Source organism: Pseudomonas bohemica (genome assembly GCF_002934685.1).
Classification (GTDB): Bacteria; Pseudomonadota; Gammaproteobacteria; order Pseudomonadales; family Pseudomonadaceae; genus Aquipseudomonas; species Aquipseudomonas bohemica.
The window spans coordinates 30,557-54,877 of the sequence record NZ_NKHL01000106.1 but is presented as its reverse complement, the minus strand read 5'-3'; the positions used below and the strand labels follow the sequence as shown (position 1 = coordinate 54,877).

Sequence of the window (24,321 nt, the reverse complement as noted above, 5' to 3'; positions counted from 1 at the left end):
ATCACTTGGGACGCCGCTGTGGTGTCTGACCCACCGCAATCGCGGGCAGGTGGGCCCCTGCAGTCGTTAGCGCGCCGTGTCAGTGACTGACCTGGCGCCTCTCCATCAGTTACTGATTGCCAGAATGCTCGCCTGATACGCCCCGACGAAGACATCGAAATCCACCGGCTCTTCGGTCTGTTCCAGCTTTGATTGCTCGGCCAGGGATTCGCGGGCGCGGGTTTCGAAGTCGGTCTGGTCTTCCACGCTCAGCGGGCGGCTGCGGAAGTATTCGGCGTGAGCTTGGGCCTGACGCAGGGAGAACGCCGTGAAGCCTTCCTTGTGTTCCGTCATGGCCGCCAGGACCTGCGCCGAAGGCGTCAACGATGCATCTGCGACTTTCACACGTTGAGCGGCCAGGGATCTGGCGTGCTCGTCGATGCCCTGGCTCTTGTCCAGCAGCGCGGCGATCGGCTCGATCGTATCCAGCAACTCATCGGCCCAGACCTTGAGGTCGATGGTAGACGTGTTGCGGCTCAATTGCAGGCCCGGACGACGGCCTTCCTTGACCACGGTCAGGAAGTTGCCGCTGGCATTGCCACATTCGCAGTCGGCCAATTGCGGGCTGTCCTGCAGCGCGCAGAACAGGATGAATGCATCGATGAAGCGCGACTGTTGCAGGTCGATACCGACCGGCAGGAACGGGTTGATATCCAAGCAGCGAACTTCAACGTACTGCACGCCGCGGGCGACCAACGCCTGAATCGGACGCTCGCCGGAGTAAGTGACGCGCTTGGGGCGAATGGTGGAGTAGTACTCGTTTTCGATCTGCAGCACGTTGGTGTTGAGCTGAATCCACTCGCCATCCTTGTGCGTGCCAATCTCGACGTAAGGCGCATACGGCGTTGCCACCGCTTTGCGCAGGCTGTCGGTGTAGGTCAGCAAATCGTTGTAGCACGGCGTCAGATCCGCCTGGGCGTTGCTCTGGTAACCCAGATCGCTCATGCGCAGGCTGGTGGCGTAGGGCAGATACAACGTGTCAGCGTCGAACTGCTCCAACTGATGCGAGCGCCCACGCAGGAAGCTGGCGTCCAGCGCCGGGGAGGCGCCGAACAAATACATCAACAGCCAGCTGTAGCGCCGGAAATTACGGATCAGGCCAATGTAGCTCTCGGACTGGAAATCGCGGTCGGTGCCGTCGAAGTCCACGGTCTGTTTGAGCACTGACCAAATGTCTTCGGGTAGCGAAAAGTTGTAATGAATCCCTGCGATGCACTGCATGGTCCTGCCGTAGCGCAGCGCCAGACCCTGGCGATACACGTACTTGAGCTTGCCGATGTTCGAGGTGCCGTAATAGGCGATCGGGATGTCTTCTTCGGCCGGCAGCGGGCACGGCATCGAAGGGCTCCAGATGTACTCGCTGCCCAGCTTGCTGTAGGCGAAGCGATGGATCTTCTCCAGGCTGTCCAGCGTGTCGGCAGGGTTGGTCAGCGCCGGAGTGATGAACTCCAGCAGCGACTCGGAATAATCGGTGGTGATCTGCTCGTTGGTCAGCGCAGAACCCAGGAATTCGGGGTGCGGTGTCTGGGCCAGACGGCCTTCACCTGTAACGCGCAGGCACTCGCGCTCGATGCCGTGCAAGCACTTCTCCAGAAGGGAGAGGTGAGAGTGCTCGCCAAGCAGAGCCAGGCGGCGATTGAGAAGTTCGCTCAAGTTGGATTCCTTCACGCGTCAGTCGGCCCTATATGGGGGCGATATGGCGGTCTACAAGGGTGAAGAAAGGAACTGGCGTTTTCGCCTCGTTTTTGGTCCGAACGCCCAAGGCCGTCGCCGATCGCTCCCACAGACAAATCGGAAAATCTCGACACTGAAACACAGTGCCGAAATTAACTCATATCGCCATCGGACAGCTAGACGATCGCGAACGTGCCCTGTGCTTTAGCGACGAGCTTGTCGGCCTGATGCACGGCGGCTTCGACCACCAGCGTGCGACGACCGGCATGCAGGACCGTCGCCACACAAGTGACTTCGCCATCCGCAACGCCGCGCATGTAGTTGATCTTGCACTCGACGGTTACGCTTTGCTTGTCGAAGCCATGAGCACTGGAACAAGCCAGGCCCATCGCAATATCAACCAGGCTGAACAGGGCTCCGCCATGCATCACGTTGCCGCGGTTGCGTAGATGCGGTTCCAGCGCCAGTGCCACTTCGGCGACGCCTTCTTCGCTCAACCGCACGATGCGGCAACCCAGGGTCTTGAAGTAAGCGCTTTGCTTGAGGTCGTCCGGGATATCCATCAGCGTTTCTTCAGTTGTTTGGCGTTGGCGAACAGCGAGGCCATGGCATTGTTGGCCGGGGCTGCTGTCACGTTTTCTTTGCGTGGCGCACTGCTTTGTTGCTGACGAGGGGCCGAGCCAGGACGTGCGCCGCGCGCGCCGTCGATCTTCTCACCCGGGGTGTCGCTCATGCGCATCGACAGGCCGACGCGTTTGCGCGGTATGTCGACTTCCATAACCTTGACCTTGACTACGTCGCCTGCCTTCACCGCTTCCCGCGGATCCTTGATGAATTTCTCCGAAAGCGCGGAGATATGCACCAAACCGTCCTGATGCACGCCGATGTCGACGAACGCCCCAAAGTTGGTCACGTTGGTGACCACACCTTCGAGAATCATGCCCAGCTGCAAATCCTTGAGGTCTTCGACGCCGTCCTGGAACTCAGCGGTCTTGAATTCGGGGCGCGGATCACGGCCCGGTTTTTCAAGCTCTTGAAGAATATCGGTCACAGTCGGCAGACCGAAAGTCTCGTCGGTGAATTTCTTCGGGTCAAGGCGTTTGAGGAAGCTGGCGTCGCCGATCAGTGAACGAATATCGCGGTCGGTTTCAGCAGCGATGCGCTGGACCAACGGATACGCCTCCGGGTGAACGGCGGAGGAGTCCAGTGGATTATCGCCGTTCATCACGCGCAGGAAACCTGCAGCCTGTTCGAAGGTTTTTTCGCCAAGACGCGCGACTTTCTTCAACGAAGCGCGGGTCTTGAATGCGCCATTCTCGTCGCGATGGCTAACGATGTTCTGCGCCAGGGTGGTGTTCAGGCCCGAGATCCGAGCCAGTAGCGCGACCGAAGCAGTGTTCACGTCCACGCCCACGGCGTTCACGCAGTCCTCGACCACGGCGTCCAGGCCTCGCGCCAGCTTGAGCTGCGACACGTCATGCTGGTACTGGCCGACCCCAATGGACTTTGGATCGATCTTCACCAGTTCGGCCAATGGATCCTGCAGGCGACGGGCGATGGACACCGCGCCACGAATCGACACGTCCAGATCCGGGAATTCCTTGGCCGCCAGCTCCGACGCCGAATAGACGGATGCGCCGGCTTCGGAAACCATGACCTTGGTCATTTTCAGGCCTGGATATTTTTTGATCAGTTCGGCAGCCAGCTTGTCGGTTTCGCGGCTGGCGGTGCCGTTGCCAATGGCGATCAGGTCGACCGAATGCTTGGCGCAGAGCGCGGCCAGCACGGCGATGGTCTGATCCCACTGGTTTTTCGGCACGTGCGGGTAGACCGTGGCGTAATCCAGCAATTTGCCGGTCGCGTCGACCACGGCGACCTTGCAGCCGGTGCGCAGGCCGGGGTCCAGGCCTAATGTGGCGCGGGGACCGGCGGGAGCTGCCAGCAACAGGTCATGGAGGTTATGGGCGAAGACGTTAATCGCTTCGGTCTCCGCGCCATCGCGCAACTCGCCGAGCAGGTCGGTTTCCAGATGGGAGTACAGCTTGACCTTCCAGGTCCAGCGCACGACTTCGGCCAACCATTTGTCTGCCGGACGATTCTGATTCTGAAGGCCAAAGCGCTCGCTGATCATCATTTCACATGGGTGAAGAGTGCCGGGCAGCTCTTCACCGACTCTCAATGCAGAGCTCAGAATGCCTTCGTTGCGGCCACGGAAAATCGCCAGGGCGCGGTGCGATGGCATGCTTTTCAGTGGCTCGTCGTGTTCGAAGTAGTCGCGGAACTTGGCGCCTTCTTCTTCCTTGCCCGCCACGACGCGTGCGCTGATCACCGCTTCCTGTTTGAGGAAACCGCGCAGTTTTTCCAGCAGAGTGGCGTCTTCGGCGAAGCGCTCCATCAGGATGTACTTGGCCCCTTCGAGCACCGCCTTGACGTCGGCGAACCCTTTCTCAGCATCGACGAAGCGCGCGGCTTCAGTCTCAGGCGTCAGGCTCGGGTCGTTGAACAGGCTGTCTGCCAGCTCGCCAAGGCCCGCTTCCAGCGCAATCTGACCTTTGGTGCGGCGCTTCTGTTTATAGGGCAGGTACAAGTCTTCGAGGCGGGTCTTGGTGTCGGCGAGCTTGATGTCGCGCGCCAGCTCCGGGGTCAGCTTGCCTTGCTCTTCAATGCTGGCGAGGATGCTGATGCGGCGCTCGTCGAGTTCGCGCAGGTAGCGCAGGCGCTCTTCCAGATGACGCAATTGCGTGTCATCGAGGCTGCCAGTCACTTCTTTACGGTAGCGAGCGATGAACGGCACGGTAGAGCCTTCATCCAGTAGGGCGACGGCCGCTTCGACCTGTTGCGGGCGGACGCCGAGTTCCTCGGCGATGCGGCTGTTGATGCTGTCCATAAAACCACCTGGCAAATGTGTGTGCAAAAAATCCGGCTGCTGGCGAACCGCCTGGAGCGCGTGGTGCCTGATCTTGAGGGCGGCGCATTATAACCAGTGAACTCCGATTAGGGGATCGTCCTGTCAGATGCTGCAAACCGGCGCGCAGGACGCAGCTGAAGACCTCTGCAAAACCCTGACGCAGAGCATCAGTGTCGGCTCAGGAAAAATCTGCTAACAATGCACACGGTGCACATCACAGCAGCTACGCCATAATGCGCGCCGAGATCAAAGGAGCATCCAATGAGCAGCACTGCACAAACGGCTGAAGGCGAGAAAATCCTCATCGTTGACGATGACCCGGGCCTGAGCAGCCTGTTAGAACGCTTTTTCACCAGCAAGGGTTATCGCGCCCGTGCCGTGGCCAATGTGGAGCAGATGGACCGCCTGCTGGCTCGCGAAGTCTTTCACCTGGTGGTGCTGGATCTGATGCTGCCCGGCGAAGACGGCCTTTCCGCCTGTCGTCGGCTACGCGCCGCGAACAATCAGGTGCCGATTATCATGCTGACCGCCAAGGGCGATGAGCTGAGCCGCATCAAGGGCCTGGAACTAGGCGCTGACGACTATCTGGCCAAGCCTTTCAACCCCGATGAGCTGATGGCTCGCGTCAAGGCTGTGCTGCGTCGTCAGTCCGCGCCTGTGCCCGGCGCGCCAGCCAGCGAGGACGAAACCGTCACCTTCGGCGAATACGAGCTGTCCCTTGCCACTCGCGAACTCAAGAAAGGCGACCAGGTTCACATGCTCACCACCGGTGAGTTCGCTGTGCTCAAGGCGCTGGTCATGCACGCACGCGAACCACTCACCCGTGACAAGCTGATGAACCTTGCCCGAGGCCGCGAGTGGGACGCGCTCGAGCGCTCCATCGACGTGCAGATTTCCCGTCTGCGTCGTCTGATCGAAGTCGATGCCGCCAAGCCGCGCTACATCCAGACGGTCTGGGGCGTGGGTTATGTGTTCGTGCCGGATGGTGCCAGCAAGCAGTAAGCAAGTCGACAGGCTGCCTGCCGGGCGCATTGCAAGCCCGCTTACGCTGACCAGTCACTCGGAGCTTCCTAAAAAAGGAGGGTATCGGGGTGACTGGTTTTGCTGTCTCTTGCCTTCCGCGAAATCTCGCGAGCCTGGCTCGCTCCTGCAAAGTGTGTAGCTGCTGTTATGAAGACACCGCTCTGGTTCCCGCAAAGTTTTTTCTCTCGCACCCTGTGGCTAGTGCTCATCGTCGTGCTGTTTTCCAAGGCATTGACCCTGGTTTATCTGCTGATGAACGAAGACGTGCTGGTCGACCGTCAGTACAGCCATGGTGTCGCCTTGACGTTGCGGGCCTATTGGGCGGCGGATGAAAGCGACAGACAGACCATCGCCGATGCGGCGGGCCTGATTCGCGTGGTGGGCGGCGGTGTCCCGGAAGGTGAGCAGCATTGGCCGTATTCGGAAATTTATCAGCGGCAGATGCAGGCCGAGCTTGGAGCCGACACCGAGGTGCGGCTGCGTGTCCATGCCCCGCCTGCCTTGTGGGTGCGAGCGCCAAGCCTGGGTGATGGCTGGCTGAAAGTACCTCTGTATCCGCACCCGTTGCGCGGCCAGAAAATCTGGAGCGTACTTGGTTGGTTCCTGGCGATCGGCTTGCTGTCCACTGCTTCGGCGTGGATCTTCGTCAGTCAGCTCAATCGGCCGCTCAAGCGTCTCGTCTTCGCCGCCCGCCAACTGGGGCAGGGGCGCAGCGTACGGTTGCCGGTCAGCGATACCCCCAGCGAGATGACCGAGGTTTATCGCGCCTTCAACCAGATGGCCGAAGACGTCGAACAGGCGGGGCAGGAGCGGGAATTGATGCTGGCGGGAGTCTCCCATGACCTGCGAACCCCGCTGACGCGATTGCGCCTGTCGCTGGAGTTGATGCCCGCCAACAACGAGTTCATGGAAGGCATGGTGCGCGATATCGAGGACATGGACGCCATACTCGACCAGTTCCTGGCGTTCATTCGCGATGGGCGTGACGAAGAAGTCGAAGAAGTTGATCTGGTCGAACTGGTTCACGAAGTGGTGGCGCCCTACAACAGCCCGGTCGAGCAGGTGCGCTTGTGCCTGGAGTCGATCCCGCCGTTTGCGCTGCGCCGTGTCTCGATGAAGCGCCTGCTCAACAACCTGATCGGCAACGCGATGCACCACGCGGGCGATGGCGTCGAAGTCGCGGCCTACGTTTCCGGCGACAGCGGCGCGCCCTATGTGGTGCTCAGCGTGCTGGACCGTGGCATGGGGATCGATCCGTCGGAGCTGGAAGGCATCTTCAACCCCTTCATCCGCGGCGACCGCGCCCGCAGCGGCAAAGGTACTGGCCTGGGCCTCGCCATCGTCAAGCGCATTGCTGCCATGCATGGTGGCAACGTCGAACTGCGCAACCGCTCGGGTGGCGGGTTGGAAGCGCGGGTGCGACTGCCACTGGGGCTGATGTTGCCCAGAGATGCGGATTGATCTCGCAGTATTCTCGTAGGCGCGCTTGCCCGCGATGGCGGTAGGTCAGACACACTGATATGCCACATCGCGAGCAAGCGCGTTTCTAAAGATGTGAGGCTACTCGACTACCCCTTACCCTTGGTCCGCGTCATGTGCGGCCCACCATTCTTTTCGATGTACTGGATGATCATGCCCGCCACATCCTTCCCGGTTGTGGCTTCAATGCCTTCAAGGCCTGGCGATGAGTTCACTTCCATGACCAGAGGCCCGTGGTTGGAGCGCAGGATGTCCACGCCTGCGACGCTCAAACCCATGACTTTGGCCGCTCGGATGGCGGTCATGCGTTCTTCCGGCGTGATCTTGATCAGGCTGGCAGTACCACCCCTGTGCAGGTTGGAGCGGAATTCGCCGGGCTTGGCCTGACGCATCATCGACGCAATGACCTTATCGCCCACCACGAAGCAGCGGATATCGGCGCCGCCGGCTTCCTTGATGTACTCCTGCACCATGATGTCCTGCTTGAGGCCCATGAAGGCTTCGATCACCGACTCCGCCGCTGTCGCGGTTTCGCACAGCACCACGCCAATGCCTTGTGTCCCTTCCAGTACCTTGATCACCAGCGGAGCGCCGTTGACCATCTGGATCAGGTCGGGAATATCGTCGGGGGAGTGGGCGAAACCGGTGACCGGCAGGCCGATGCCGCGTCGTGACAACAGCTGCAGCGAACGCAGTTTGTCCCGAGAGCGCGCGATGGCAACTGACTCGTTGAGGGGGAACACCCCCATCATTTCGAACTGACGCAACACGGCGCAGCCATAGAACGTCACGGAAGCGCCGATGCGCGGGATCACCGCGTCGAAGCCTTCCAGGGGTTTTCCTCGATAGTGGATCTGCGGCTTATGACTGGCGATGTTCATATAGGCGCGCAGGGTATCGATCACTACGACCTCATGGCCACGCTGAGTGCCAGCTTCGACCAGACGACGAGTTGAATACAGACGCGGGTTTCGCGAAAGCACAGCGATCTTCATGCAACACCTGTGGCAGAGGGATTTGAAGCCGGATACACCGGCTTGTCCTGAGCATAAGTAATGCCCGGATTGACCACCAGTTGGCCGTCAATCAAGGCTTTGGAACCCAATAACAACCGGTAACGCATGGCCTTGCGACAGGCCAGGGTGAATTCCACCGGCCAGACCCGATCTCCCAGCGCCAGCGTGGTGCGAATCACATAGCGAACCTGCGCCTGACCATTGGAGCTTTTGATGGTCTTCATCGCGACCAGTTGAGCTTCGCATCGGCGGTGACGCAGTTGCACGACCGTGCCCAGGTGAGCGTTGAAGCGCACCCATTTCTCGCCATCGCGCTCAAAAGGTTCGATTTCGGTGGCGTGCAGACTGGACGTGCTGGCGCCAGTGTCGATCTTCGCGCGCAGGCCTGCGACCCCCAAATTGGGGAGCGCCACCCATTCGCGAAGGCCGACGACTGTCAGATGGTCGAATGTTTTCAAAGCTATACCGTACGTTTAAGCGTTCTGCCAGACGCCAGGATCGACCTGTGCCAATGACTTGAATGCGGGCTTGGCGAACCAGTAGCCCTGCATCAGGAATATTCCGCAGTCGGCGAGAAAGTCGCGTTCTTCTGCATGCTCGATGCCTTCGGCGATCACTGTAACGCCCAACTCCGTACACATTGTGACAACCCCCCGAACGATGATCTGACGTGCACGATCACGATGCACATCTCGCACCAGTGCCATGTCCAGTTTGATCAGGTCCGGCTGAAAGTCAGCCAGCAACGTCAGCCCGGAATACCCGGCGCCGAAATCGTCGATGGCGGTCTTGAAACCGAACTCGCGGTATTCGCGCAGAATATTCGTCAGGTGGTGATTGCTATCCAGATGCTCACTTTCAACAGTCTCGAAAATCAGCCGCTCCAGCGGAAAGTGGTGCGTGCGTGCCGCCTCCAGGGTGCTGCGTATGCATAATTCCGGGCGGTAGACCGCGTTGGGCAGGAAGTTGATCGACAGGTGCTCGCTCATATTCAGGCTGGCAGCCGTTGAAATTGCGCGGGTTCGGCACAATTGATCGAAACGGTATCGGTTCTGATCGTCGACCCGGCTCAGCATCGCCTGCGCACCTTCGCCGTTCAAGCCCCGAACCAGAGCTTCGTAGGCGAAGACAGAGCGGCTACGTACGTCCACGATGGGCTGGTAAGCAAAATCGAAATCGAAGTCCAGTTCCGGGCTGTCTTTGCAGCCTCTGCATCCGCCAGTCAATGAGGTTGGGAAGTCTGTCACGTCGTACTCCAGATTCGGCGTCGGCTGTCTTGGCTGGCAGTGTAAACGACGGTTGGGATAACCGCGTGCCCGACGTTGCGTAGTACAGTTCTGACTATCACCAGATTGAGGAATTCAGATGACACAAAAGTCAGACGAAGACGACAAGGTTCGCCTGGACAAATGGCTATGGGCAGCGCGCTTCTTCAAGACTCGCGCATTAGCCAAGGCAGCGATCGAAAGTGGCAAGGTTCATTGCCGAGGCGAGCGTTGCAAGCCCGGCAAGGAGCCGCGCATTGGCGACGAGTTTCAGGTTCGCGCCGGGTTCGACGAGCGCACGGTGGTAGTTCAAGCGCTGTCCATCGTACGACGCGGGGCCCCGGAGGCTCAGCTGCTATACAGCGAAACCCCGGAAAGCCTGGCGAAACGGGAACAGGCCGCCGAGATGCGCAAGGCCGGAAGCCTGGGTGTCACCACTGACGGCAAGCCGACCAAAAAGCAGCGTCGGCAGCTGTTTCATTTTCACTCGGCGGATGACTAACGTCCGGTAGCAGTCCGGCTCGCCGCCGGTATAGGTCTCAAGGACGTCACCGCTGGCAAGCCGAACTGCTACGGAAAAAGAGGGGTCAGAGTCTCGCACCTTGCTTCATGACGCTCAGGCAGTTGAGCATCGGCACCTTGGCGAACAGATTGAAAATCGGGGCAGTCACCCGCAGCAGGAAACGTGTGACCACCGCCGCAAACGGTGTGTAGCAACTCCAGGCCAATGCCAGCAAGGCGATCATCACGCCGCCAATATAGTCGTCCTGGCCCCAGTGGGCGCCTGCCACCAGGCGCGGCATCATGAACAGCAACGCGAGCACCCAGATGATCACGCGCTGGCCGACTGTACGACTGAATACGGTCATGAACATCGCCCAAATCAACAGCACGGAAGCATGGTCGCCAGGAAAACTCTGGCTCGACCGATCTTTGAGCTGCCATTTGTCTTCCAGCGTCGGGAAAATATCGCTGAGTTTGATGGCATCGGGAAGCACCATCGAGGCGCTGTCATGCTGCAACGACGTGTGATCGATGATCTTGGAGAACACGGTGCGGATGATTAGCAGCAGGATCAGCGTCAGCACGAATCCGATCAGGGCAGCGCGGGTTTGTGCAGCTCTGAACACCCAGTCGCCCTTGATCAGCAAGACCAGAAGGATCAGTCCGACGACGATATCGAAGGGGCGCATACTGGCGACTGTCCAGATCCACAGCCACACTTTGCTTTGCTCCAACGGACGGTTCAGAAGATAGAAAAACCACTCGTCGAATTGTGTAAACGCGGCATGCCCCGCAGGCCAGATCCACACCAACAGCAGCGCCAGCGCTACCAGATTACACAGCAGGAATTTTTTGACGTTCCACTTGGGTTGGAACAACGCGGGATAGTCCATAAGATGCCCCCATCGGCATGGCAGTGCACCCGTCGGTGCTAAACCGCGCTTTATAAGCGCTTGTCATCACTTTGTCATTACCTCAGATACTTTCCTATGCATGAATTTCCGGATATCGATTACACCCAACGTTTCATCTTTGACGAGAGCGACGTCCGCGGCGAGCTTGTAGCACTTGAACGCAGCTACGCCGAGGTGCTGGCCAAGCATCCATACCCTGAGCCAGTGGCGCAATTGCTCGGCGAAATGCTCGCCGCTGCGGCTTTGTTGGTGGGCACGCTGAAGTTCGACGGCCTGCTGATTCTGCAGGCGCGCTCCCTTGGCCCGGTCTCGTTGCTGATGGTCGAATGCTCGAGCGAGCGAGAGATCCGCGGCATAGCGCGTTACGATGAAAGCCTCATCAATCCGGCCGCCACGCTACAGGAGTTGATGCCCGATGGCGACCTGACCATGACCATCGACCCGCGTCAGGGCAAGCGTTACCAGGGCATTGTCGGACTGGACGGCGTCGACCTCTCGGCGTGCCTGTCGGAGTATTTCGTGATGTCCGAGCAATTGCCTACACGCTTCTGGATCAAGGCTGACGGCAAACGCGCTCGTGGCCTGCTGCTCCAGCAGCTGCCTGCGGCACGCCTGACTGACGCCGAAGAACGCGAAGCCAGCTGGCAGCACGTCAACACCCTGGTCGATACCCTGACCGCCGAAGAACTGCTGAGCCTCAACAACGAGACCGTGCTGCACCGCCTCTTCCACGAAGACCCCGTGCGCATGTTCGACATCCAGCCTCTGGTGTTCCGTTGCAGCTGCTCGCGCGAGCGTTCTGCCAACGCCCTGATCAGCTTGGGCCTGGAAGATGCACAGCAGTTGGTGATCGAGCACAACGGCATCGTCGAGATCGATTGCCAGTTCTGCAATCAGCGCTACCTTTTCGACGCAGCCGATGTAGCGCAGCTGTTTGCCGGCGGCGGGATCGATACCCCTTCGGACACCCGTCATTGATGTAGTGCGCGCGCCGGGCTGAATGGCTTCCGCCCGGCCGGCTTGGCTCTTCATTATGTAGTTCTGACAGCTGGCCCCTACCTTTTTTGGGCTTTTCTGGCATAATCCGGCCCACTTTTCAGCTGTAGTAGTTTGGGTTTTTCTACTACAAAACGTTTGGAGCACTCGGCCAGCGGGCCGACGGGGAATCTCATGACGCAAGCCAACAACGCCGTTTACACCGATCTCAGTGTCGACGAACTGGTTAAAGAAGCCCTCAAACGCGAAGAAGGCGTGCTGTCCGATACCGGCGCGCTTGTCGTCGAAACCGGACACCGTACTGGTCGTTCGCCAGCCGACCGTTTCATCGTTGATGAGGCGAGCACCACGGCTGCAATCGCCTGGGGCCCGATCAACCGCAAATTCCCGGCTGACAAATTCGACGCCCTGTGGGCACGTGTCGAAGCGTTCAACAACGCTCAGGAACACTTCGTTTCCCATGTTCACGTAGGTTCTGCTGAAGATCACTACCTGGCCGTCAAAATGACCACCCAGACTGCCTGGCAGAATCTGTTCGGTCGTTGCCTGTTCATCAACCCCGCCCAGTACAACCCGGCTGGCCGCGACGAGTGGCAGGTGCTGAACGTTGCCAACTTCGTGTGCGAGCCTGAGCGCGACGGCACCAACTCCGATGGCTGCGTCATCATCAACTTCGCACAGAAGAAGGTGCTGATTGCTGGCATGCGCTACGCCGGCGAGATGAAGAAAGCCATGTTCTCGGTGCAGAACTTTCTGCTGCCAGCGGCTGACGTACTGCCGATGCACTGCGCTGCCAACATCGGTGAAGAGGGCGATGTGACCCTGTTCTTCGGTCTGTCCGGCACCGGCAAGACCACCCTGTCTGCGGACGAAAGCCGTTACCTGATCGGCGACGACGAACACGGCTGGGGCGAAGGCGTGGTATTCAACATCGAGGGCGGTTGCTATGCCAAGTGCATCGACCTGTCCGAGAAGAACGAGCCCGTCATCTGGAAAGCCATCAAGCATGGCGCCGTGCTGGAAAACGTCGTTCTGGATTCGGCCAGCCACGCTGACTACGCCGACAGCAGCCTGACCCAGAACAGCCGCGCGGCTTACCCGCTGGAGCACGTTGAAAAGCGCTCCGAGAAAAACTTCGGTGGCGAACCGAACGCTGTGATCTTCCTGACCTGCGACCTGACCGGCGTTCTGCCGCCAGTCTCGATCCTCAGCGAAGAACAAGCGGCCTACCACTTCCTGTCGGGTTACACCGCGCTGGTTGGCTCCACTGAAATGGGTTCAGGCAGCGGCATCAAGTCGACCTTCTCCACCTGCTTCGGCGCCCCGTTCTTCCCACGTCCCGCTGGCGAATACGCTGAGCTGCTGATCAAGCGCATTCGCGGCTTCGGCTCCAAGGTCTACCTGGTCAACACAGGCTGGACCGGTGGCGGCTACGGCGTTGGCAAACGCTTCAACATCCCGACCACCCGTGGCGTCATCGCAGCCATCCAGAGCGGCGCGCTGGTCGGTACAGAAACCGAGCACCTCGACACCATCAACCTGGACGTGCCGAAGTCAGTCCCAGGCGTCGACACCGCACTGCTCAACCCACGCAACACTTGGGCTGACAAAGCAGCGTATGACGAAGCAGCCAAAGCACTGGCCGGTCTGTTCATCGAAAACTTCAAGAAGTTCGAAGTGAGCGACGCGATCAAGGCAGCGGGTCCGAAGTTGTAAGATCGGGTTTGCTGAACAAAAAGCCGCCCTCTGGGGCGGTTTTTTTATGTTCTATATTTTAGATTACACATGTCTCATATATTCAATGCGGTTTGCGGTGCGGTTTGCGGGTCGCGACATTCAAAAACAGGAAAGCTGCTAGCCTTGATGCTCAACTTTGAGCATGACTTTGAATATAACCCCCTGGCTATCGACAACTTGTTGGATATTGGCCGTTAAAGCTTCATCCCAAGTCACTTGTGAATCGTTCGGCGGAAGATATTATCGTTCCGCCGTGGCCGCTAAGGGCTACGACATCAAGCCTTCCGATTATTTTCACCGTGAAGTCTGGTTCTGTTTTCGGCTACGGGCCTCACCCCGCCTTGTTCATCGCCGGGAAATCCTGGGTGATGTCGAAGCTACCCTTTGCGACAACGCTCTTGGCGCCGCACAGTTTTGCGTCGAAGCCGGGGTGGCGTTCGCCGTGTTCGGCGGCGTATTTGGCGGCTTCTTTGGTGCAGTCGTCGGAAGGTTGTTCGGGGGAGAGGGCGGCGTTGAACTGGAAGGTGCCGATGAGCCGGTATCGGTCTAGCAGTTTGTTGGTGGATTCCAGTTTCTCGATTTTGCTGAAGTCGAGTTTGACGTTGCTGTTGGCGCCGCTTTTGTCGGCGTCGAAATATTGGTAGTAGGAACCCGTGTCGTAGGAAGCGCTGTTCTCGTCGTGGGCGACCTCGACGCGGCCGCCCTGAAACATGATGGCTTGTTTCTGCTGATCGGGGTTATCGAACGAAAAGCCGAGAATCGGACCGATGCTGACTTCATTGCGGTCGCCTTCGGCTTCCTGGTCTGCGCTGAGGGTCAGCCAGTTCGCACCCGGCAGTTTTCCGGGGAGAAAGCCAACACCGACGGCATCGCCTTTGGCTTCGTAATGCAGGTTCAGGGCGCCGCTGACGTCGACTGTCATGGATTTACTCAGGCCACGGGAGTCGGCGGAGGCACCGCTCGGCTTTTCAGGATTCTTGTCTCCGCAACCGGCGAGTGTGGCGATCAGGGCGGTGAGCAATAGCGGGAGGTAGCGGGTCGGGGTCATGACGGTTTCCTGAAGTGATCGGCGTGAAGGCCTCTGCTTGGCGGAAGGTATGACCACGAAAATCAAGGATTGTCAGAGCGTTGAAATAAAGAGTTGTGGGCGTTGAGTCTGAACCCTGAATGTTGTCGCCTTCGCTCTCCTGGCTGATGCGATCTACGGCAAATATGTCCGCGCCGCCTCGCAATACTGCTCCTGTGCCAACTTGCTCTGTTCATCCTTGTCTTTAGCCAGGCGTTTGGTCCAGTCGCTGCACATGTCCTTGAAATAAGGAGCAGCTGCGCGTCGGCATTCCCGGTATTCGACGCTGTCGGCCTTGAAGTTCATACACACGCTGCTGTTTTCGACGTGATTGTTGTAAATGCGATAGCGAGCTTCGTACCCGTTGCGGCCGTCGACTTCCCGAATGAGCACGCCGGCGACCTCATAATGGCGGCCTGTTTCGACCTTGGGTTTGGCCGCAGCGGATTTGTATTGCGCCATGTAGCGCTCGGAAACCATGCCTTGTGGCTGCGGAGCGTTGTAGTCGGTCGGTTGGGCCTGGCCGAAACGGCAATTGACGACGTCACGGTCGATCACGTTGCCTTCTTTCAAACAGTCATCCAGCTGCCGTGAAGCCACAGGCTGAGTGGCTTCAAGCTTGGGGGCGACATAGATGACCTGTTCTGTGTTGCGGATCTCGGGTGTCGGCGTCACCGCGGCTGGCTCGTCGCTGACCTCTAGCGCTGGCAGAGAAGCGACAGAAACCGGTGCGGGTTTCTGTGTATGAAACATCTGAACGACCAGATAGATGATCGCTGCCAGCAGGGCCAGACAGATGCCCACACTGCTGAGCGGCCAGGCACTTCGGGTCGGTGGGAGTTTTCTTTTTGTCGGGTGCGAACCGAGTACGACGTCGAATTGTTCCGGCGTCAGACGTTGCATGACGATCAGCCCGTCGTCCTCGGGTGGCTGGGTGGACTGCATTGCCTCTCCTTGGCGTATCGCGGGTGCACGGCAGTTCTGGGCTGGCGCTAGCGGGCGATCTGAAACGTGAGTAAATGTTGCGACGAGGTTAAACGTCGCCATGTTCTTTTGCCAGTACTGCCTAGCGATACGGTATCAGGGATGTATCCTGCTTGGCATTTCTGTAACGGTTTTGGTGTACTTCGCCCGAACCCACCGCGCTAAGGTCTGCACCTTCGCGACGGTCCATGGAGTGGCTGCATATGCATCAAACCCTTGAGCAGGTCTTCGGTTATCGGCAGTTTCGCGCCGGACAAGAGGCCGCGATCAGCGCGGTGTTGGCTGGACGCTCTGCAGCGGCGATTTTTCCGACAGGGTCTGGCAAGTCGCTTTGTTATCAGTTGCCAGCGCTACTGCTGCCTCACCTGACGCTGGTGGTTTCGCCATTGCTGGCACTGATTCAGGATCAACTGGCTTTTTTGCAGCGCCACGGCATTGCAGCGGCGAGCATCGATTCGTCGCAGGGCCGCGAGGATGTCGCCGATGTCATGAGCCGTGCCCGCTCCGGTGAGCTGAAGATTCTGATGATCTCGGTGGAGCGCCTGAAGAACGAGCGCTTTCGCCATTTCATTTCCCAGGTGCCAATCTCTTTGCTGGTGGTGGACGAGGCGCACTGCATTTCTGAGTGGGGTCATAACTTTCGTCCCGACTATCTCAAGCTCCCGGACTACCAGCGCGAATTCAATATTCCCCAGGCGCTGCTGCTGACCGCCACAGCTACACCGCAGGTCATTGCTGACATGCAAGGCAAGTTCGCGGTTGCGCCTGATGATGTGGTGACCACTGGCTTTTACCGGCCCAATCTCACGCTGTCGGTTGAGCCGACGCCGGGCCGCGAGAAGCGTCGGCGTTTGGTGCAGTGGTTGGGCGAGCGCGTCGGGCAGCCGAGCATCGTGTACGTCACGCAGCAGAAAACGGCCGAATTCGTGGCCGCTCATCTGGCGCAGAATGGCATTCCGGCTCAGGCCTATCACGCCGGCTTGCCCCACGATAAGCGCGAATCGATACAGCGGCGGTTCATGGACGGACGCCTGAACTGCATCGTCGCCACCATCGCCTTCGGCATGGGCATCGACAAAAGCGACATCCGTAATGTGGTGCACTTCGACTTGCCCAAGTCCACCGAAAATTACAGCCAGGAGATCGGCCGGGCTGGGCGCGACGGCGCTGTTTCTGAGTGTCTGGTGTTGGCCAACCGCGACAGCCTTAACGTGCTGGAGAACTTCGTCTACGGCGACACGCCCGAGCGCGAGGGCATTGGCCTGGTACTGGACGACCTGCTCGCCGCGCGCAACGAAGGACAGTGGGAGTTCCTGCTGACGCCGCTTTCGGACATGAGCAACATCCGCCAACTGCCGCTCAAGACGCTTTTGGTGCAACTGGAACTGCGCGGCATCATCGCACCGCGTTATTCGTACTTCGCTGAGTACCGTTTCAAATACCTCATCGAGCCGCAGGACCTGGTGCAACGTTTTCAGGGTGAGCGGCGGCAGTTCGTGCAAGCGTTGATTGACACTTCACATCGCGCCCGGACCTGGGCCACGGTGAATTTCGACGCGATGTATCAGCAATATCAGGCAGAGCGCGCGCGCGTGGTGACGGCGCTGGAATTCTTTCAGGAGAAGGGCTGGATCGAGCTTGAGAGCAAGCAGATGACCGAGGTGTACAGCCTGCTGGTAACTGACTTCGACGCGCCGGCCCTGAGCGCGGAACTGCATGATCACTTCGTGCATCACGAAACGACGGAAGTGGCGCGGATTCACGCGATGCTGGAGCTGTTCGCCAGTTACGAGTGCCTGAGTCAACGGCTGGCACAATATTTTGGGGATGATCGTGCACCTGAACGCTGTGGCCACTGTTCGGTATGCGCTGGTCACGTCGCGATCCTGCCTGAACCGCCCGCGCTGACGCCCCTGAGTCAGCAGGATTTCGAGAGCCTGTGTGGCGAGTTCATCGGCAAACACCTCGAGATGCGAGGACATGAACCCAGTGTCGAATGCCTGACCCGGTTCCTCTGCGGGATCAGCGTGCCGTTGTTCACCCGGCTCAAGGCCCGGTCGATTGGCGGGTTCGCGGTGCTAGAGGATTATCCTTATGCGGCGGTGAAGGATTGGGTGCATCGGCGCGTCGGGTAATGTCCCGGGTACCGAACCGTGGGAGTGAGCTTGCTCACAAAGGCTGACTTTCAGACACTGAAAACGTGTTGAGCGTGTTGGCGCTTTCCTGAGCAAGCTCACTCCCACAGACTTCGTGCATGTGCGCCAGAAGCGTATTCGGCGCACGAACATCTCCAACGAGGACGAACAATGAGCGAAACCCCGCAACGCCACGATTACCGCCACTTCCAGCCCATCACCACGCGGTGGCACGATAACGATATCTACGGCCATGTGAATAACGTCACCTACTACAGCTTCTTCGACAGTGCCGTGAACAGCTATCTGATCGAGCAGGGCGGGCTGGATATTCATGATGGCGAGGTGGTGGGGTTTGTGGTCAGTTCGTCCTGCGACTATTTCGCGTCGATTGCTTATCCAGATCTGATCGAGATCGGGTTGCGGGTCGGCAAGCTGGGCAATAGCTCGGTGCAGTATGAGCTGGGGGTGTTCAAGGCGGGGGAAACGGAGGCATGTGCGGCGGGGCGTTTCGTGCATGTATTCGTTGATCGGGCGTCCAACCGGCCGGTGCCGATTCCCGCATCACTACGCCAGGCGATGGAGCGATTGGTAGTCTGAAACGACAACCGGCCGCGTTGTGGGCGGCCGGTATGTGGACGTGATGCTGGTGCGCTGACGATCAGCGATGGCGCCAGCCGCGAGGACGGCCATGATCGTAATGACGGTTGCCGCGGCCGTGGTGGTAGTCGCGACGGTCGCCACGATAGCCGCGACGGTTATCGTCACGACGGCTCTCCTCGCCCATGTAGTTACCCAGCGCACCGCCGGCACCGCCGCCCGCTGCTGCACCGATCAGGCTGCCGGTGCTGCCGCCAACGCTGCGACCGATCACGTTACCTCCCGCTGCGCCCAACCCCCCGCCAATAGCAGCCTCGGTACGGTTATGGCGGTTGGCGCCAACTGCGCCACCGGCCGCGCCGCCCAGGCCTGCGCCGATGGCAGATCCGGTGCTGCCTCCGATTTGCTGGCCAACAACCGAACCCAGTACCCCACCCAATGCGCCGCCCACACCAGCTGTCACGTTATCGCCTGCTGAGGCAAAACCGGTGGCCAGGGAGAGAGACAACAACAGAATCGAGGAATACTTCATGTATGGATGCTCGTAGGGATGACGCCGCGATCCTGCGATCATGAAGAAAATGTCACAATCGAAATCCGACGAATGACACGACTTGTATACAAAACTCTAAGTTGTTGTTTTTGATCGGGAACTTAAACCGGATAGGCGAGTCCTAGATTACTTCACACAGGCCTGAATCATACGATTCGGGCCTTTTTTTGTGGGTGGGATTTCGATTCGTACTGGATTCGGATTGTAGAGCGCGCTTGCCCACGATAGCGGTATGTCAGAAATGACGCACCGCTATCTTGGGTAAGCGCCCGCAAGTCCCACCGCCGAAGATAAATCAAATAATCCGCGCCACTTCGCTATGCCGCTCCAGCTTGATCGCGACGAACTTGGAAGTCGGCGTATGGCTGCCGTCGCCGACGCTTTCCAGAGGTACCAGCGGGTTGACCTCGGGGTAATAAGCCGCGGCCTGGCCAGCCGGGATATCGAACGGCAGAAGGGTGAAGCCCTTGACCCGACGCACGATGTCATCGCCCCAGATCGACACGATGTCGGCCTTCTGACCCGGCACGAAGCCCAGGCGCACGATGTCGGCTTCATTGAGGAACATCACGTCGCGCTGGCCCTTCACGCCGCGATACCGATCGTCCAGACCGTAAATCGTGGTGTTGTACTGATCGTGCGAGCGCATTGATTGCATGATCAGGTCCGGCACGATGCCTGTGCCGCGGATGCTCTCATGAACCAGATCCTGCGGCAGCTGGTTGGGCTTGAAGTTAGCTCGCGCGCTGGAGGTATTCCACTTGCGCGAACCTGCGGTGCTGCCCAGATAGAAGCCACCCGGATTCTTGATCTTCTCGTTGAAATCCCTGAAGGCCGGAATGGTATCGGCGATCAGATCACGAATGCGGCTGTAATCTTCTACCAGCCACAGCCAGTCCACAGGCTGCTTGCCGACGGTTGCGTTGGCGATGCCCGCCAGAATCGCAGGTTCCGAACGCATGTGCCGCGACAGCGGTTTGAGCTGGCCGTTGGAGGCGTGAACCATGCTGAACGAGTCTTCCACGGTTACCGCTTGCGGGCCTTCGGCCTGAATATCGATGTCGGTGCGGCCGAAGCACGGCAGGATCAGCGCTTCCTTGCCGTGGGTCAGGTGACTGCGGTTGAGCTTGGTGCTGATCTGCACGGTCAGGTCGCAGTTACGCAGCGCTTCGAAGGTGCGCGGGCTGTCCGGCGTCGCTTGGGCGAAGTTGCCGCCCAGGCCGATGAAGACTTTCGAGCGGCCTTCGAGCATCGCGTGAATGGCTTCGACCACATTGTGGCCGTTCTCGCGAGGCACCTTGAACTGGAAGCGTTTTTCCAGCGCATCAAGGAAGAACGCCGGTGGACGCTCATTGATGCCCATGGTGCGGTCGCCCTGCACGTTACTGTGGCCACGCACCGGACACAGACCGGCGCCCGGCTTGCCGATGTTGCCGCGCAGCAGCATCAGGTTGGCGACTTCCTGGATGGTCGGCACCGAATGGCGATGCTGGGTGATGCCCATCGCCCAGCACATAATCACGTTTTTGCCTTTGGCATACATCCGCGCAGCGCGCTCGATGTCGATCAGTGGCAGACCGGATTGTTCGACGATGAACTCCCACGTGGTGTCATCGACCACTGCCAGGTAATCCAGCACGCCGTCGGTGTGCTCGTTGAGGAATGCGTGGTCGAACACCGCAGGCTCGCCCTTGGCCTGCGCATCACGTTCCCATTGCAGCAGGAACTTGGCCATGCCGCGCAGCAACGCCATGTCGCCGCCCAGTGCAGGACGGAAGTAAGCCGTGTTGGTCGGCTCGGAACCGTTGCTGAGCATCTCGATCGGGTGCTGCGGGTGCTGGAAACGTTCCAGGCCGCGTTCTTTCAGCGGGTTGACGCACACCACCTGGGCGCCGCGCTGCACGGCTTCACGCAGCGGTTCGAGCATGCGCGGGTGGTTGGTGCCGGGATTCTGGCCGAGCACGAAGATCGCGTCGGCGTGTTCGAAGTCGTCGAACGTCACGGTGCCTTTGCCGACGCCCACACTTTGCGACAACGCGACGCCACTGGCTTCGTGGCACATGTTCGAGCAATCCGGGAAGTTGTTGGTGCCGTAGGCGCGCACGAACAATTGATACAGATACGCCGCTTCGTTGCTGGCGCGGCCTGAGGTGTAGAACTCGGCCATGTTCGGACTTGGCAGGTTTTTCAGGTGCCTGGCGATCAGGGCGAAGGCATCGTCCCAGGCAATGGGCTTATAGCGATCGGATTCGGCGTCGTAGACCATCGGTTCGGTCAAACGGCCCTGATATTCGAGCCAATAGTCACTCTGCTCCAGCAGCGAACTGACGCTGTAGCGGGCGAAGAAGGACGGATCGACGCGGCGCTTGGTGGCCTCCCAATTGACCGCCTTGGCGCCGTTCTCGCAGAACTTGACCATGCCGCTTTCGGGCGAATCGCCCCAGGCGCAGCCCGGACAGTCGAAACCGCCGTTCTGGTTGGTCTTGAGCATCATGCGCAAGTTTTTCAGCGCGTTGTCGCTGGTCAGCCAGGCTTGGGTCACGCTGATAAGGGCGCCCCATCCGCCGGCTGGGCCTTTGTAGGGCTTGTAGCGCGGAACTGGGGTCTTGTCGGCTTGTTTGTGCATGCTCACGCTTTATTCTCCAACGCAGGACTGTAAACCCGCGGCGCACTGTGTTTTGGCAGATGAATGAGGTTGAGGTTGTGTCGACGCGCCCATTGCAGCGCCAGGCCCGTGGGCGAGGACAGGCTGACCAGGGTTTGAATCCCGGCGCGCAGGACTTTCTGGATCAGTTCCAGACTGCAGCGACTGGTCACGATCGCCAGCCCGCCAGTGGTCGGAATGTTCTGGCGAATCAGCGCGCCGATCAGCTTGTCGAGGGCGTTGTGCCGGCCAATGTCTTCCCGGCCCAGCAGCAACTGACCGCGATCGTTCATGAATATCGCGGCGTGAACCGCGCCGCAGTGCTGACCCAGTGGCTGGAATTCGTCCAGACGCTCTCGCAGGTCTCTGAGCCATGCAGCGGGCGGTAATGGAGCGCCGGGCAGCACGTTCAGTTCGGGCAGCGCCTGCTCCACCGCTTCAACGCCACACAGCCCGCAGCCGCTGGTGCCTGCCAGCTGTCGACGTTGGGTCTTGAGGTTCCAGAAGGCACGACTGGCGATCTCGACTTCGGCGGTTTGCGCAGAGCCGCAGCCGCCGAGCTTGATGTCGTAGATTTCGTCCGGGGACTCGATGATGCCGCTGCCGATGCTGAAACCGACGATAAAGTCTTCCAGATCGGTGGGCGTAACCAGCATTACCGCCTGGCTGATGCCGTTATAGGCAATGGCCAACGCCACCTCTTCGGCGAGCACGTTAGGCTCGCAGGTGTCGTGCTCGAGGTTCGAGTAGCTGTAGGACTGGCTTGCGGCAGGCGCGGGCAGAGGGTTTGCGGGCGCCGTGCTCTCCGTGCGCTTGGCATGCATCGGGACGTACCGGCAGAGTATTCAGGCCTTAAGCCTAGGCTCCTGCTTGGATAACGTCTAATCGCTAGTACTGATGCCGTGATAGATGACGTCGATCAAGATGGCTGGATCATTTTCTGATAGAGCCCGAAGCACGCCTCAGCCAGCGCTGAACGGGGTGCCGAGCGACGCATGATCAGCCCCAGCCCGGCAAGCGTCTGGGCGTGCTTGATGGGTTGCAGACGTAGATGTTCGGTCAGGGTTTCCAGCCCACCATCGAGTGGCATGATCGCGCAACAGAAACCGCCGTGAACCGCTTGCAATAACTGATGCACGGCATCGGTCTGGATCAGCGGTTGAGGCGTAAGGCCCCGACTGTGAAAGTTGTGGTCGATGGATTGCCGGAAATGCATCCCGCTGGTGAGCATGCCCAGTGGCAGCTCGATCAGGCTCTCCCAGCTCAGCGGTTCTTCGCCGAAGCTGAAGTGACGCTGGTCGTACATCAGGCCCATGCGGGTTTGGGCCAGTTCCAGAGAATCGAATCGGTCGCTGTCCAGTCGCTCCAGGTAAGAGACGCCCAAGTCCAGCCGGTTGCTCGCCAGTTGGTCGAGAATCTGCTCGGAGCTGAGGGAAGAAAGCTCGAAGTGCATGTTCGGATGAATGCTGTGCAGACGTTGCAGCAGCGGCAGCGGATCGAAGTTGGACAACGGCACAACGCCCAACCGCAAGGTGCCTACAAGATGCCCTCGACAGGCCGCCGCTTCGGCCTGCAAACCGTCGTAGGCCGCCAGCACAGTGCGCGCCCAGGCCAGCACGCGCTCGCCGGGGGCGGTAAATCCTTCAAAGCGTTGGCCGCGATTGACCAACGGCAGGTCCAGCTCTTCTTCCAGATTGCGCAGACGCATGGAAAGCGTCGGCTGAGTGATATGGCAACGCGCTGCTGCCTGCCCGAAGTGACGGGTTTCGTCGAGGGCAATCAGGAATTTCAGCTGTTTGATGTCCATGTTCACTCCGCAAGGCACAGGGCAGGCTCGGGGGATTCTAACGCGGCAAGATGTCGCATGGGGGGATGATCGGCCGGGGGAGTGATGTAGAACAGCAGAACGCATATCTTCTGAGGGAGTGAGCTTGCTCACGAAGTCTGAGCCCCAGCCGCTGATGATGTAGCGTCTGTACCTGCCTCTTCGTGAGCAAGCTCACTCCCACAGTTAATCGGCGGTGGGGTCTGAAAGTCATAGCCCCTTAACCAACTCCCGGTAATCCTCGACCGCCGCGAACTCTTCCGTGTCCTTCGGCCCTTTGCGGCTGTCCGGCTCGCGCACTGCCAGCAGATGCCGAACTCCATACCGCCCGGCGCTGCGAAGGATCGGCAAGGTGTCGTCGATGAACAGACTGCGGTCCGGGTCGAAATCGATATCGGCATGCAACGCGTCCCAGAACTGCATGTTTTCCTTGGGATAGCCGTAATCGTGGGAGCTGATCAGCCGCTCGAAATAAGGCGCCAGTTGCAGGCGCTCCATTTTCAGCGACAACGAGTCGCGATGGGCATTGGTGATCATGATCACGCGCTTGCCTGCCCGTTTGATCGCAGCCAGAAACGTCTCGGCATCAGGGCGCAGCGCGATCAGGTGCGCGATTTCAACCTTCAGGTCTTTTACCGACAGTTTCAGCTCTGTGCTCCAGAAATCGGTGCAATACCAGTTCAGCGTGCCAGCGTTCTTTTCGAACAATGGCATCAGCTCCATTTGCGCCATCGCCAGGCTCACTCCGTGGGTTTCGGCATAGCGTTTGGGCAAGTGCTCGAGCCAGAAGTGGTTGTCGAAGTGCAGGTCGAGCAGCGTTCCGTCCATGTCAAGCAGGACGGTATCGATATCGCGCCAGGGTAAAGAAGGCATGTAAATCTCTCGGCGTTGAATGAATCGCTGTGGTTTTTCAGGCAAAGACAATCAGAAAAGCCACGGTATAGTAGCCCATCTACACC

Annotated in this window: 21 protein-coding genes; 7 read left to right on the top strand and 14 right to left on the bottom strand. The window is 59.3% G+C overall.

The window, feature by feature from the left end; translation table 11 throughout:
• Positions 1-105: 105 nt before the first annotated feature.
• The 3 genes from gshA to CE491_RS12885 form a co-directional block, all read right to left on the bottom strand.
• The gene (gshA, locus tag CE491_RS12895; RefSeq protein WP_110948738.1) at positions 106-1,692 is read right to left on the bottom strand and encodes a glutamate--cysteine ligase; all 1,587 of its coding nucleotides are present in this window, start codon (positions 1,690-1,692) and stop codon (positions 106-108) included.
• Positions 1,693-1,889: 197 nt separating this feature from the next.
• The gene (locus CE491_RS12890) at positions 1,890-2,276 is read right to left on the bottom strand and encodes a PaaI family thioesterase (RefSeq protein WP_110948737.1); all 387 of its coding nucleotides are present in this window, start codon (positions 2,274-2,276) and stop codon (positions 1,890-1,892) included.
• On the bottom strand, positions 2,276-4,600 hold the full coding sequence (locus tag CE491_RS12885; protein ID WP_110948736.1) for a Tex family protein: 2,325 nt from the start codon (positions 4,598-4,600) through the stop codon (positions 2,276-2,278). Before CE491_RS12885 ends, CE491_RS12890 begins: the two co-directional genes overlap by 1 nt.
• A 282-nt stretch (positions 4,601-4,882) precedes the next feature.
• Here CE491_RS12885 and ompR point away from each other — a divergent pair, with 282 nt between their 5' ends.
• Together ompR and CE491_RS12875 are read left to right on the top strand one after the other, a co-directional pair.
• Positions 4,883-5,623, top strand: coding sequence for an osmolarity response regulator transcription factor OmpR (ompR, locus tag CE491_RS12880; protein ID WP_110948735.1), 741 nt, complete (start codon positions 4,883-4,885; stop codon positions 5,621-5,623).
• 168 nt (positions 5,624-5,791) lie between these two features.
• The gene (locus tag CE491_RS12875; RefSeq protein ID WP_110948734.1) at positions 5,792-7,105 is read left to right on the top strand and encodes an ATP-binding protein; all 1,314 of its coding nucleotides are present in this window, start codon (positions 5,792-5,794) and stop codon (positions 7,103-7,105) included.
• 107 nt (positions 7,106-7,212) lie between these two features.
• Here the strand turns inward: CE491_RS12875 and rimK are convergent, their stop codons facing one another.
• From rimK to rimA, 3 genes are read right to left on the bottom strand one after another with little or no spacing between them, the layout of a single operon-like run.
• The gene (rimK, locus tag CE491_RS12870; protein ID WP_110948733.1) at positions 7,213-8,118 is read right to left on the bottom strand and encodes a 30S ribosomal protein S6--L-glutamate ligase; all 906 of its coding nucleotides are present in this window, start codon (positions 8,116-8,118) and stop codon (positions 7,213-7,215) included.
• Complete coding sequence (gene rimB, locus CE491_RS12865; protein ID WP_110948732.1) at positions 8,115-8,597, bottom strand: retropepsin-like aspartic endopeptidase RimB; 483 nt, start codon at positions 8,595-8,597, stop codon at positions 8,115-8,117. Before rimB ends, rimK begins: the two co-directional genes overlap by 4 nt.
• A gap of 15 nt (positions 8,598-8,612) precedes the next feature.
• Positions 8,613-9,386 carry a S6 modification regulatory phosphodiesterase RimA gene (gene rimA, locus CE491_RS12860; protein ID WP_110948731.1) on the bottom strand — a complete coding sequence of 258 codons (774 nt, stop codon included), beginning with the start codon at positions 9,384-9,386 and terminating at the stop codon, positions 8,613-8,615.
• A gap of 118 nt (positions 9,387-9,504) precedes the next feature.
• Here rimA and CE491_RS12855 point away from each other — a divergent pair, with 118 nt between their 5' ends.
• Positions 9,505-9,906, top strand: coding sequence for an RNA-binding S4 domain-containing protein (locus CE491_RS12855; RefSeq protein WP_110948730.1), 402 nt, complete (start codon positions 9,505-9,507; stop codon positions 9,904-9,906).
• A gap of 85 nt (positions 9,907-9,991) precedes the next feature.
• Here the strand turns inward: CE491_RS12855 and CE491_RS12850 are convergent, their stop codons facing one another.
• On the bottom strand, positions 9,992-10,801 hold the full coding sequence (locus CE491_RS12850; protein ID WP_110948729.1) for a phosphatase PAP2 family protein: 810 nt from the start codon (positions 10,799-10,801) through the stop codon (positions 9,992-9,994).
• Positions 10,802-10,897: 96 nt separating this feature from the next.
• On the opposite strand from CE491_RS12850, the gene hslO reads away from it, so the two are divergent.
• Positions 10,898-11,800, top strand: a complete 903-nt coding sequence (hslO, locus tag CE491_RS12845; protein WP_110948728.1) for an Hsp33 family molecular chaperone HslO — start codon at positions 10,898-10,900, stop codon at positions 11,798-11,800.
• Between the two features lie 192 nt (positions 11,801-11,992).
• Positions 11,993-13,534, top strand: a complete 1,542-nt coding sequence (locus tag CE491_RS12840; RefSeq protein WP_110948727.1) for a phosphoenolpyruvate carboxykinase — start codon at positions 11,993-11,995, stop codon at positions 13,532-13,534.
• Positions 13,535-13,886: 352 nt separating this feature from the next.
• Here CE491_RS12840 and CE491_RS12835 read toward each other — a convergent pair whose 3' ends face one another.
• Positions 13,887-14,603 carry a hypothetical protein gene (locus tag CE491_RS12835; protein WP_110948726.1) on the bottom strand — a complete coding sequence of 239 codons (717 nt, stop codon included), beginning with the start codon at positions 14,601-14,603 and terminating at the stop codon, positions 13,887-13,889.
• A 153-nt stretch (positions 14,604-14,756) separates the two neighbouring features.
• Positions 14,757-15,566 (bottom strand): hypothetical protein, encoded by an 810-nt coding sequence (locus CE491_RS12830; protein ID WP_110948725.1) that lies wholly within the window; start codon positions 15,564-15,566, stop codon positions 14,757-14,759.
• A gap of 242 nt (positions 15,567-15,808) precedes the next feature.
• Here CE491_RS12830 and CE491_RS12825 point away from each other — a divergent pair, with 242 nt between their 5' ends.
• Both CE491_RS12825 and CE491_RS12820 read left to right on the top strand, forming a co-directional pair.
• Entirely contained in the window at positions 15,809-17,740 is a 1,932-nt protein-coding gene (locus tag CE491_RS12825) for a RecQ family ATP-dependent DNA helicase (RefSeq protein WP_199885087.1), read from the top strand.
• Positions 17,741-17,911: 171 nt separating this feature from the next.
• Entirely contained in the window at positions 17,912-18,340 is a 429-nt protein-coding gene (locus tag CE491_RS12820; protein ID WP_110948723.1) for an acyl-CoA thioesterase, read from the top strand.
• 61 nt (positions 18,341-18,401) lie between these two features.
• On the opposite strand, the gene CE491_RS12815 is transcribed toward CE491_RS12820, so the two are convergent.
• The 5 genes from CE491_RS12815 to yrfG form a co-directional block, all read right to left on the bottom strand.
• On the bottom strand, positions 18,402-18,872 hold the full coding sequence (locus tag CE491_RS12815; RefSeq protein WP_199885086.1) for a glycine zipper domain-containing protein: 471 nt from the start codon (positions 18,870-18,872) through the stop codon (positions 18,402-18,404).
• A 316-nt stretch (positions 18,873-19,188) separates the two neighbouring features.
• Positions 19,189-21,519: an FdhF/YdeP family oxidoreductase gene (locus CE491_RS12810; protein ID WP_199885092.1), complete on the bottom strand. Its 2,331-nt coding sequence runs from the start codon at positions 21,517-21,519 to the stop codon at positions 19,189-19,191.
• Between the two features lie 2 nt (positions 21,520-21,521).
• On the bottom strand, positions 21,522-22,361 hold the full coding sequence (fdhD, locus tag CE491_RS12805) for a formate dehydrogenase accessory sulfurtransferase FdhD (RefSeq protein WP_110948720.1): 840 nt from the start codon (positions 22,359-22,361) through the stop codon (positions 21,522-21,524).
• Between the two features lie 95 nt (positions 22,362-22,456).
• Entirely contained in the window at positions 22,457-23,344 is an 888-nt protein-coding gene (locus CE491_RS12800; RefSeq protein ID WP_110948719.1) for a LysR family transcriptional regulator, read from the bottom strand.
• A 228-nt stretch (positions 23,345-23,572) separates the two neighbouring features.
• Positions 23,573-24,235: a GMP/IMP nucleotidase gene (gene yrfG / locus CE491_RS12795; RefSeq protein ID WP_110948718.1), complete on the bottom strand. Its 663-nt coding sequence runs from the start codon at positions 24,233-24,235 to the stop codon at positions 23,573-23,575.
• Between the last annotated feature and the right edge of the window lie 86 nt (positions 24,236-24,321).

What these genes read in the sequence shown, in the direction of transcription:
- yrfG (WP_110948718.1), bottom strand. Translation starts at nt 24,235, where the DNA reads ATGCCTTCTTTACCCTGGCGCGATATCGATACCGTCCTGCTTGACATG.
- CE491_RS12825 (WP_199885087.1), top strand. Translation starts at nt 15,809, where the DNA reads ATGCATCAAACCCTTGAGCAGGTCTTCGGTTATCGGCAGTTTCGCGCC.
- fdhD (WP_110948720.1), bottom strand. Translation starts at nt 22,361, where the DNA reads ATGCATGCCAAGCGCACGGAGAGCACGGCGCCCGCAAACCCTCTGCCC.
- CE491_RS12890 (WP_110948737.1), bottom strand. Translation starts at nt 2,276, where the DNA reads ATGGATATCCCGGACGACCTCAAGCAAAGCGCTTACTTCAAGACCCTG.
- CE491_RS12800 (WP_110948719.1), bottom strand. Translation starts at nt 23,344, where the DNA reads ATGGACATCAAACAGCTGAAATTCCTGATTGCCCTCGACGAAACCCGT.
- CE491_RS12830 (WP_110948725.1), bottom strand. Translation starts at nt 15,566, where the DNA reads ATGCAGTCCACCCAGCCACCCGAGGACGACGGGCTGATCGTCATGCAA.
- ompR (WP_110948735.1), top strand. Translation starts at nt 4,883, where the DNA reads ATGAGCAGCACTGCACAAACGGCTGAAGGCGAGAAAATCCTCATCGTT.
- CE491_RS12815 (WP_199885086.1), bottom strand. Translation starts at nt 18,872, where the DNA reads ATGAAGTATTCCTCGATTCTGTTGTTGTCTCTCTCCCTGGCCACCGGT.
- CE491_RS12850 (WP_110948729.1), bottom strand. Translation starts at nt 10,801, where the DNA reads ATGGACTATCCCGCGTTGTTCCAACCCAAGTGGAACGTCAAAAAATTC.
- rimK (WP_110948733.1), bottom strand. Translation starts at nt 8,118, where the DNA reads ATGAAGATCGCTGTGCTTTCGCGAAACCCGCGTCTGTATTCAACTCGT.
- CE491_RS12840 (WP_110948727.1), top strand. Translation starts at nt 11,993, where the DNA reads ATGACGCAAGCCAACAACGCCGTTTACACCGATCTCAGTGTCGACGAA.
- CE491_RS12835 (WP_110948726.1), bottom strand. Translation starts at nt 14,603, where the DNA reads ATGACCCCGACCCGCTACCTCCCGCTATTGCTCACCGCCCTGATCGCC.
- CE491_RS12855 (WP_110948730.1), top strand. Translation starts at nt 9,505, where the DNA reads ATGACACAAAAGTCAGACGAAGACGACAAGGTTCGCCTGGACAAATGG.
- CE491_RS12875 (WP_110948734.1), top strand. Translation starts at nt 5,792, where the DNA reads ATGAAGACACCGCTCTGGTTCCCGCAAAGTTTTTTCTCTCGCACCCTG.
- CE491_RS12820 (WP_110948723.1), top strand. Translation starts at nt 17,912, where the DNA reads ATGAGCGAAACCCCGCAACGCCACGATTACCGCCACTTCCAGCCCATC.
- CE491_RS12885 (WP_110948736.1), bottom strand. Translation starts at nt 4,600, where the DNA reads ATGGACAGCATCAACAGCCGCATCGCCGAGGAACTCGGCGTCCGCCCG.
- hslO (WP_110948728.1), top strand. Translation starts at nt 10,898, where the DNA reads ATGCATGAATTTCCGGATATCGATTACACCCAACGTTTCATCTTTGAC.
- CE491_RS12810 (WP_199885092.1), bottom strand. Translation starts at nt 21,519, where the DNA reads ATGCACAAACAAGCCGACAAGACCCCAGTTCCGCGCTACAAGCCCTAC.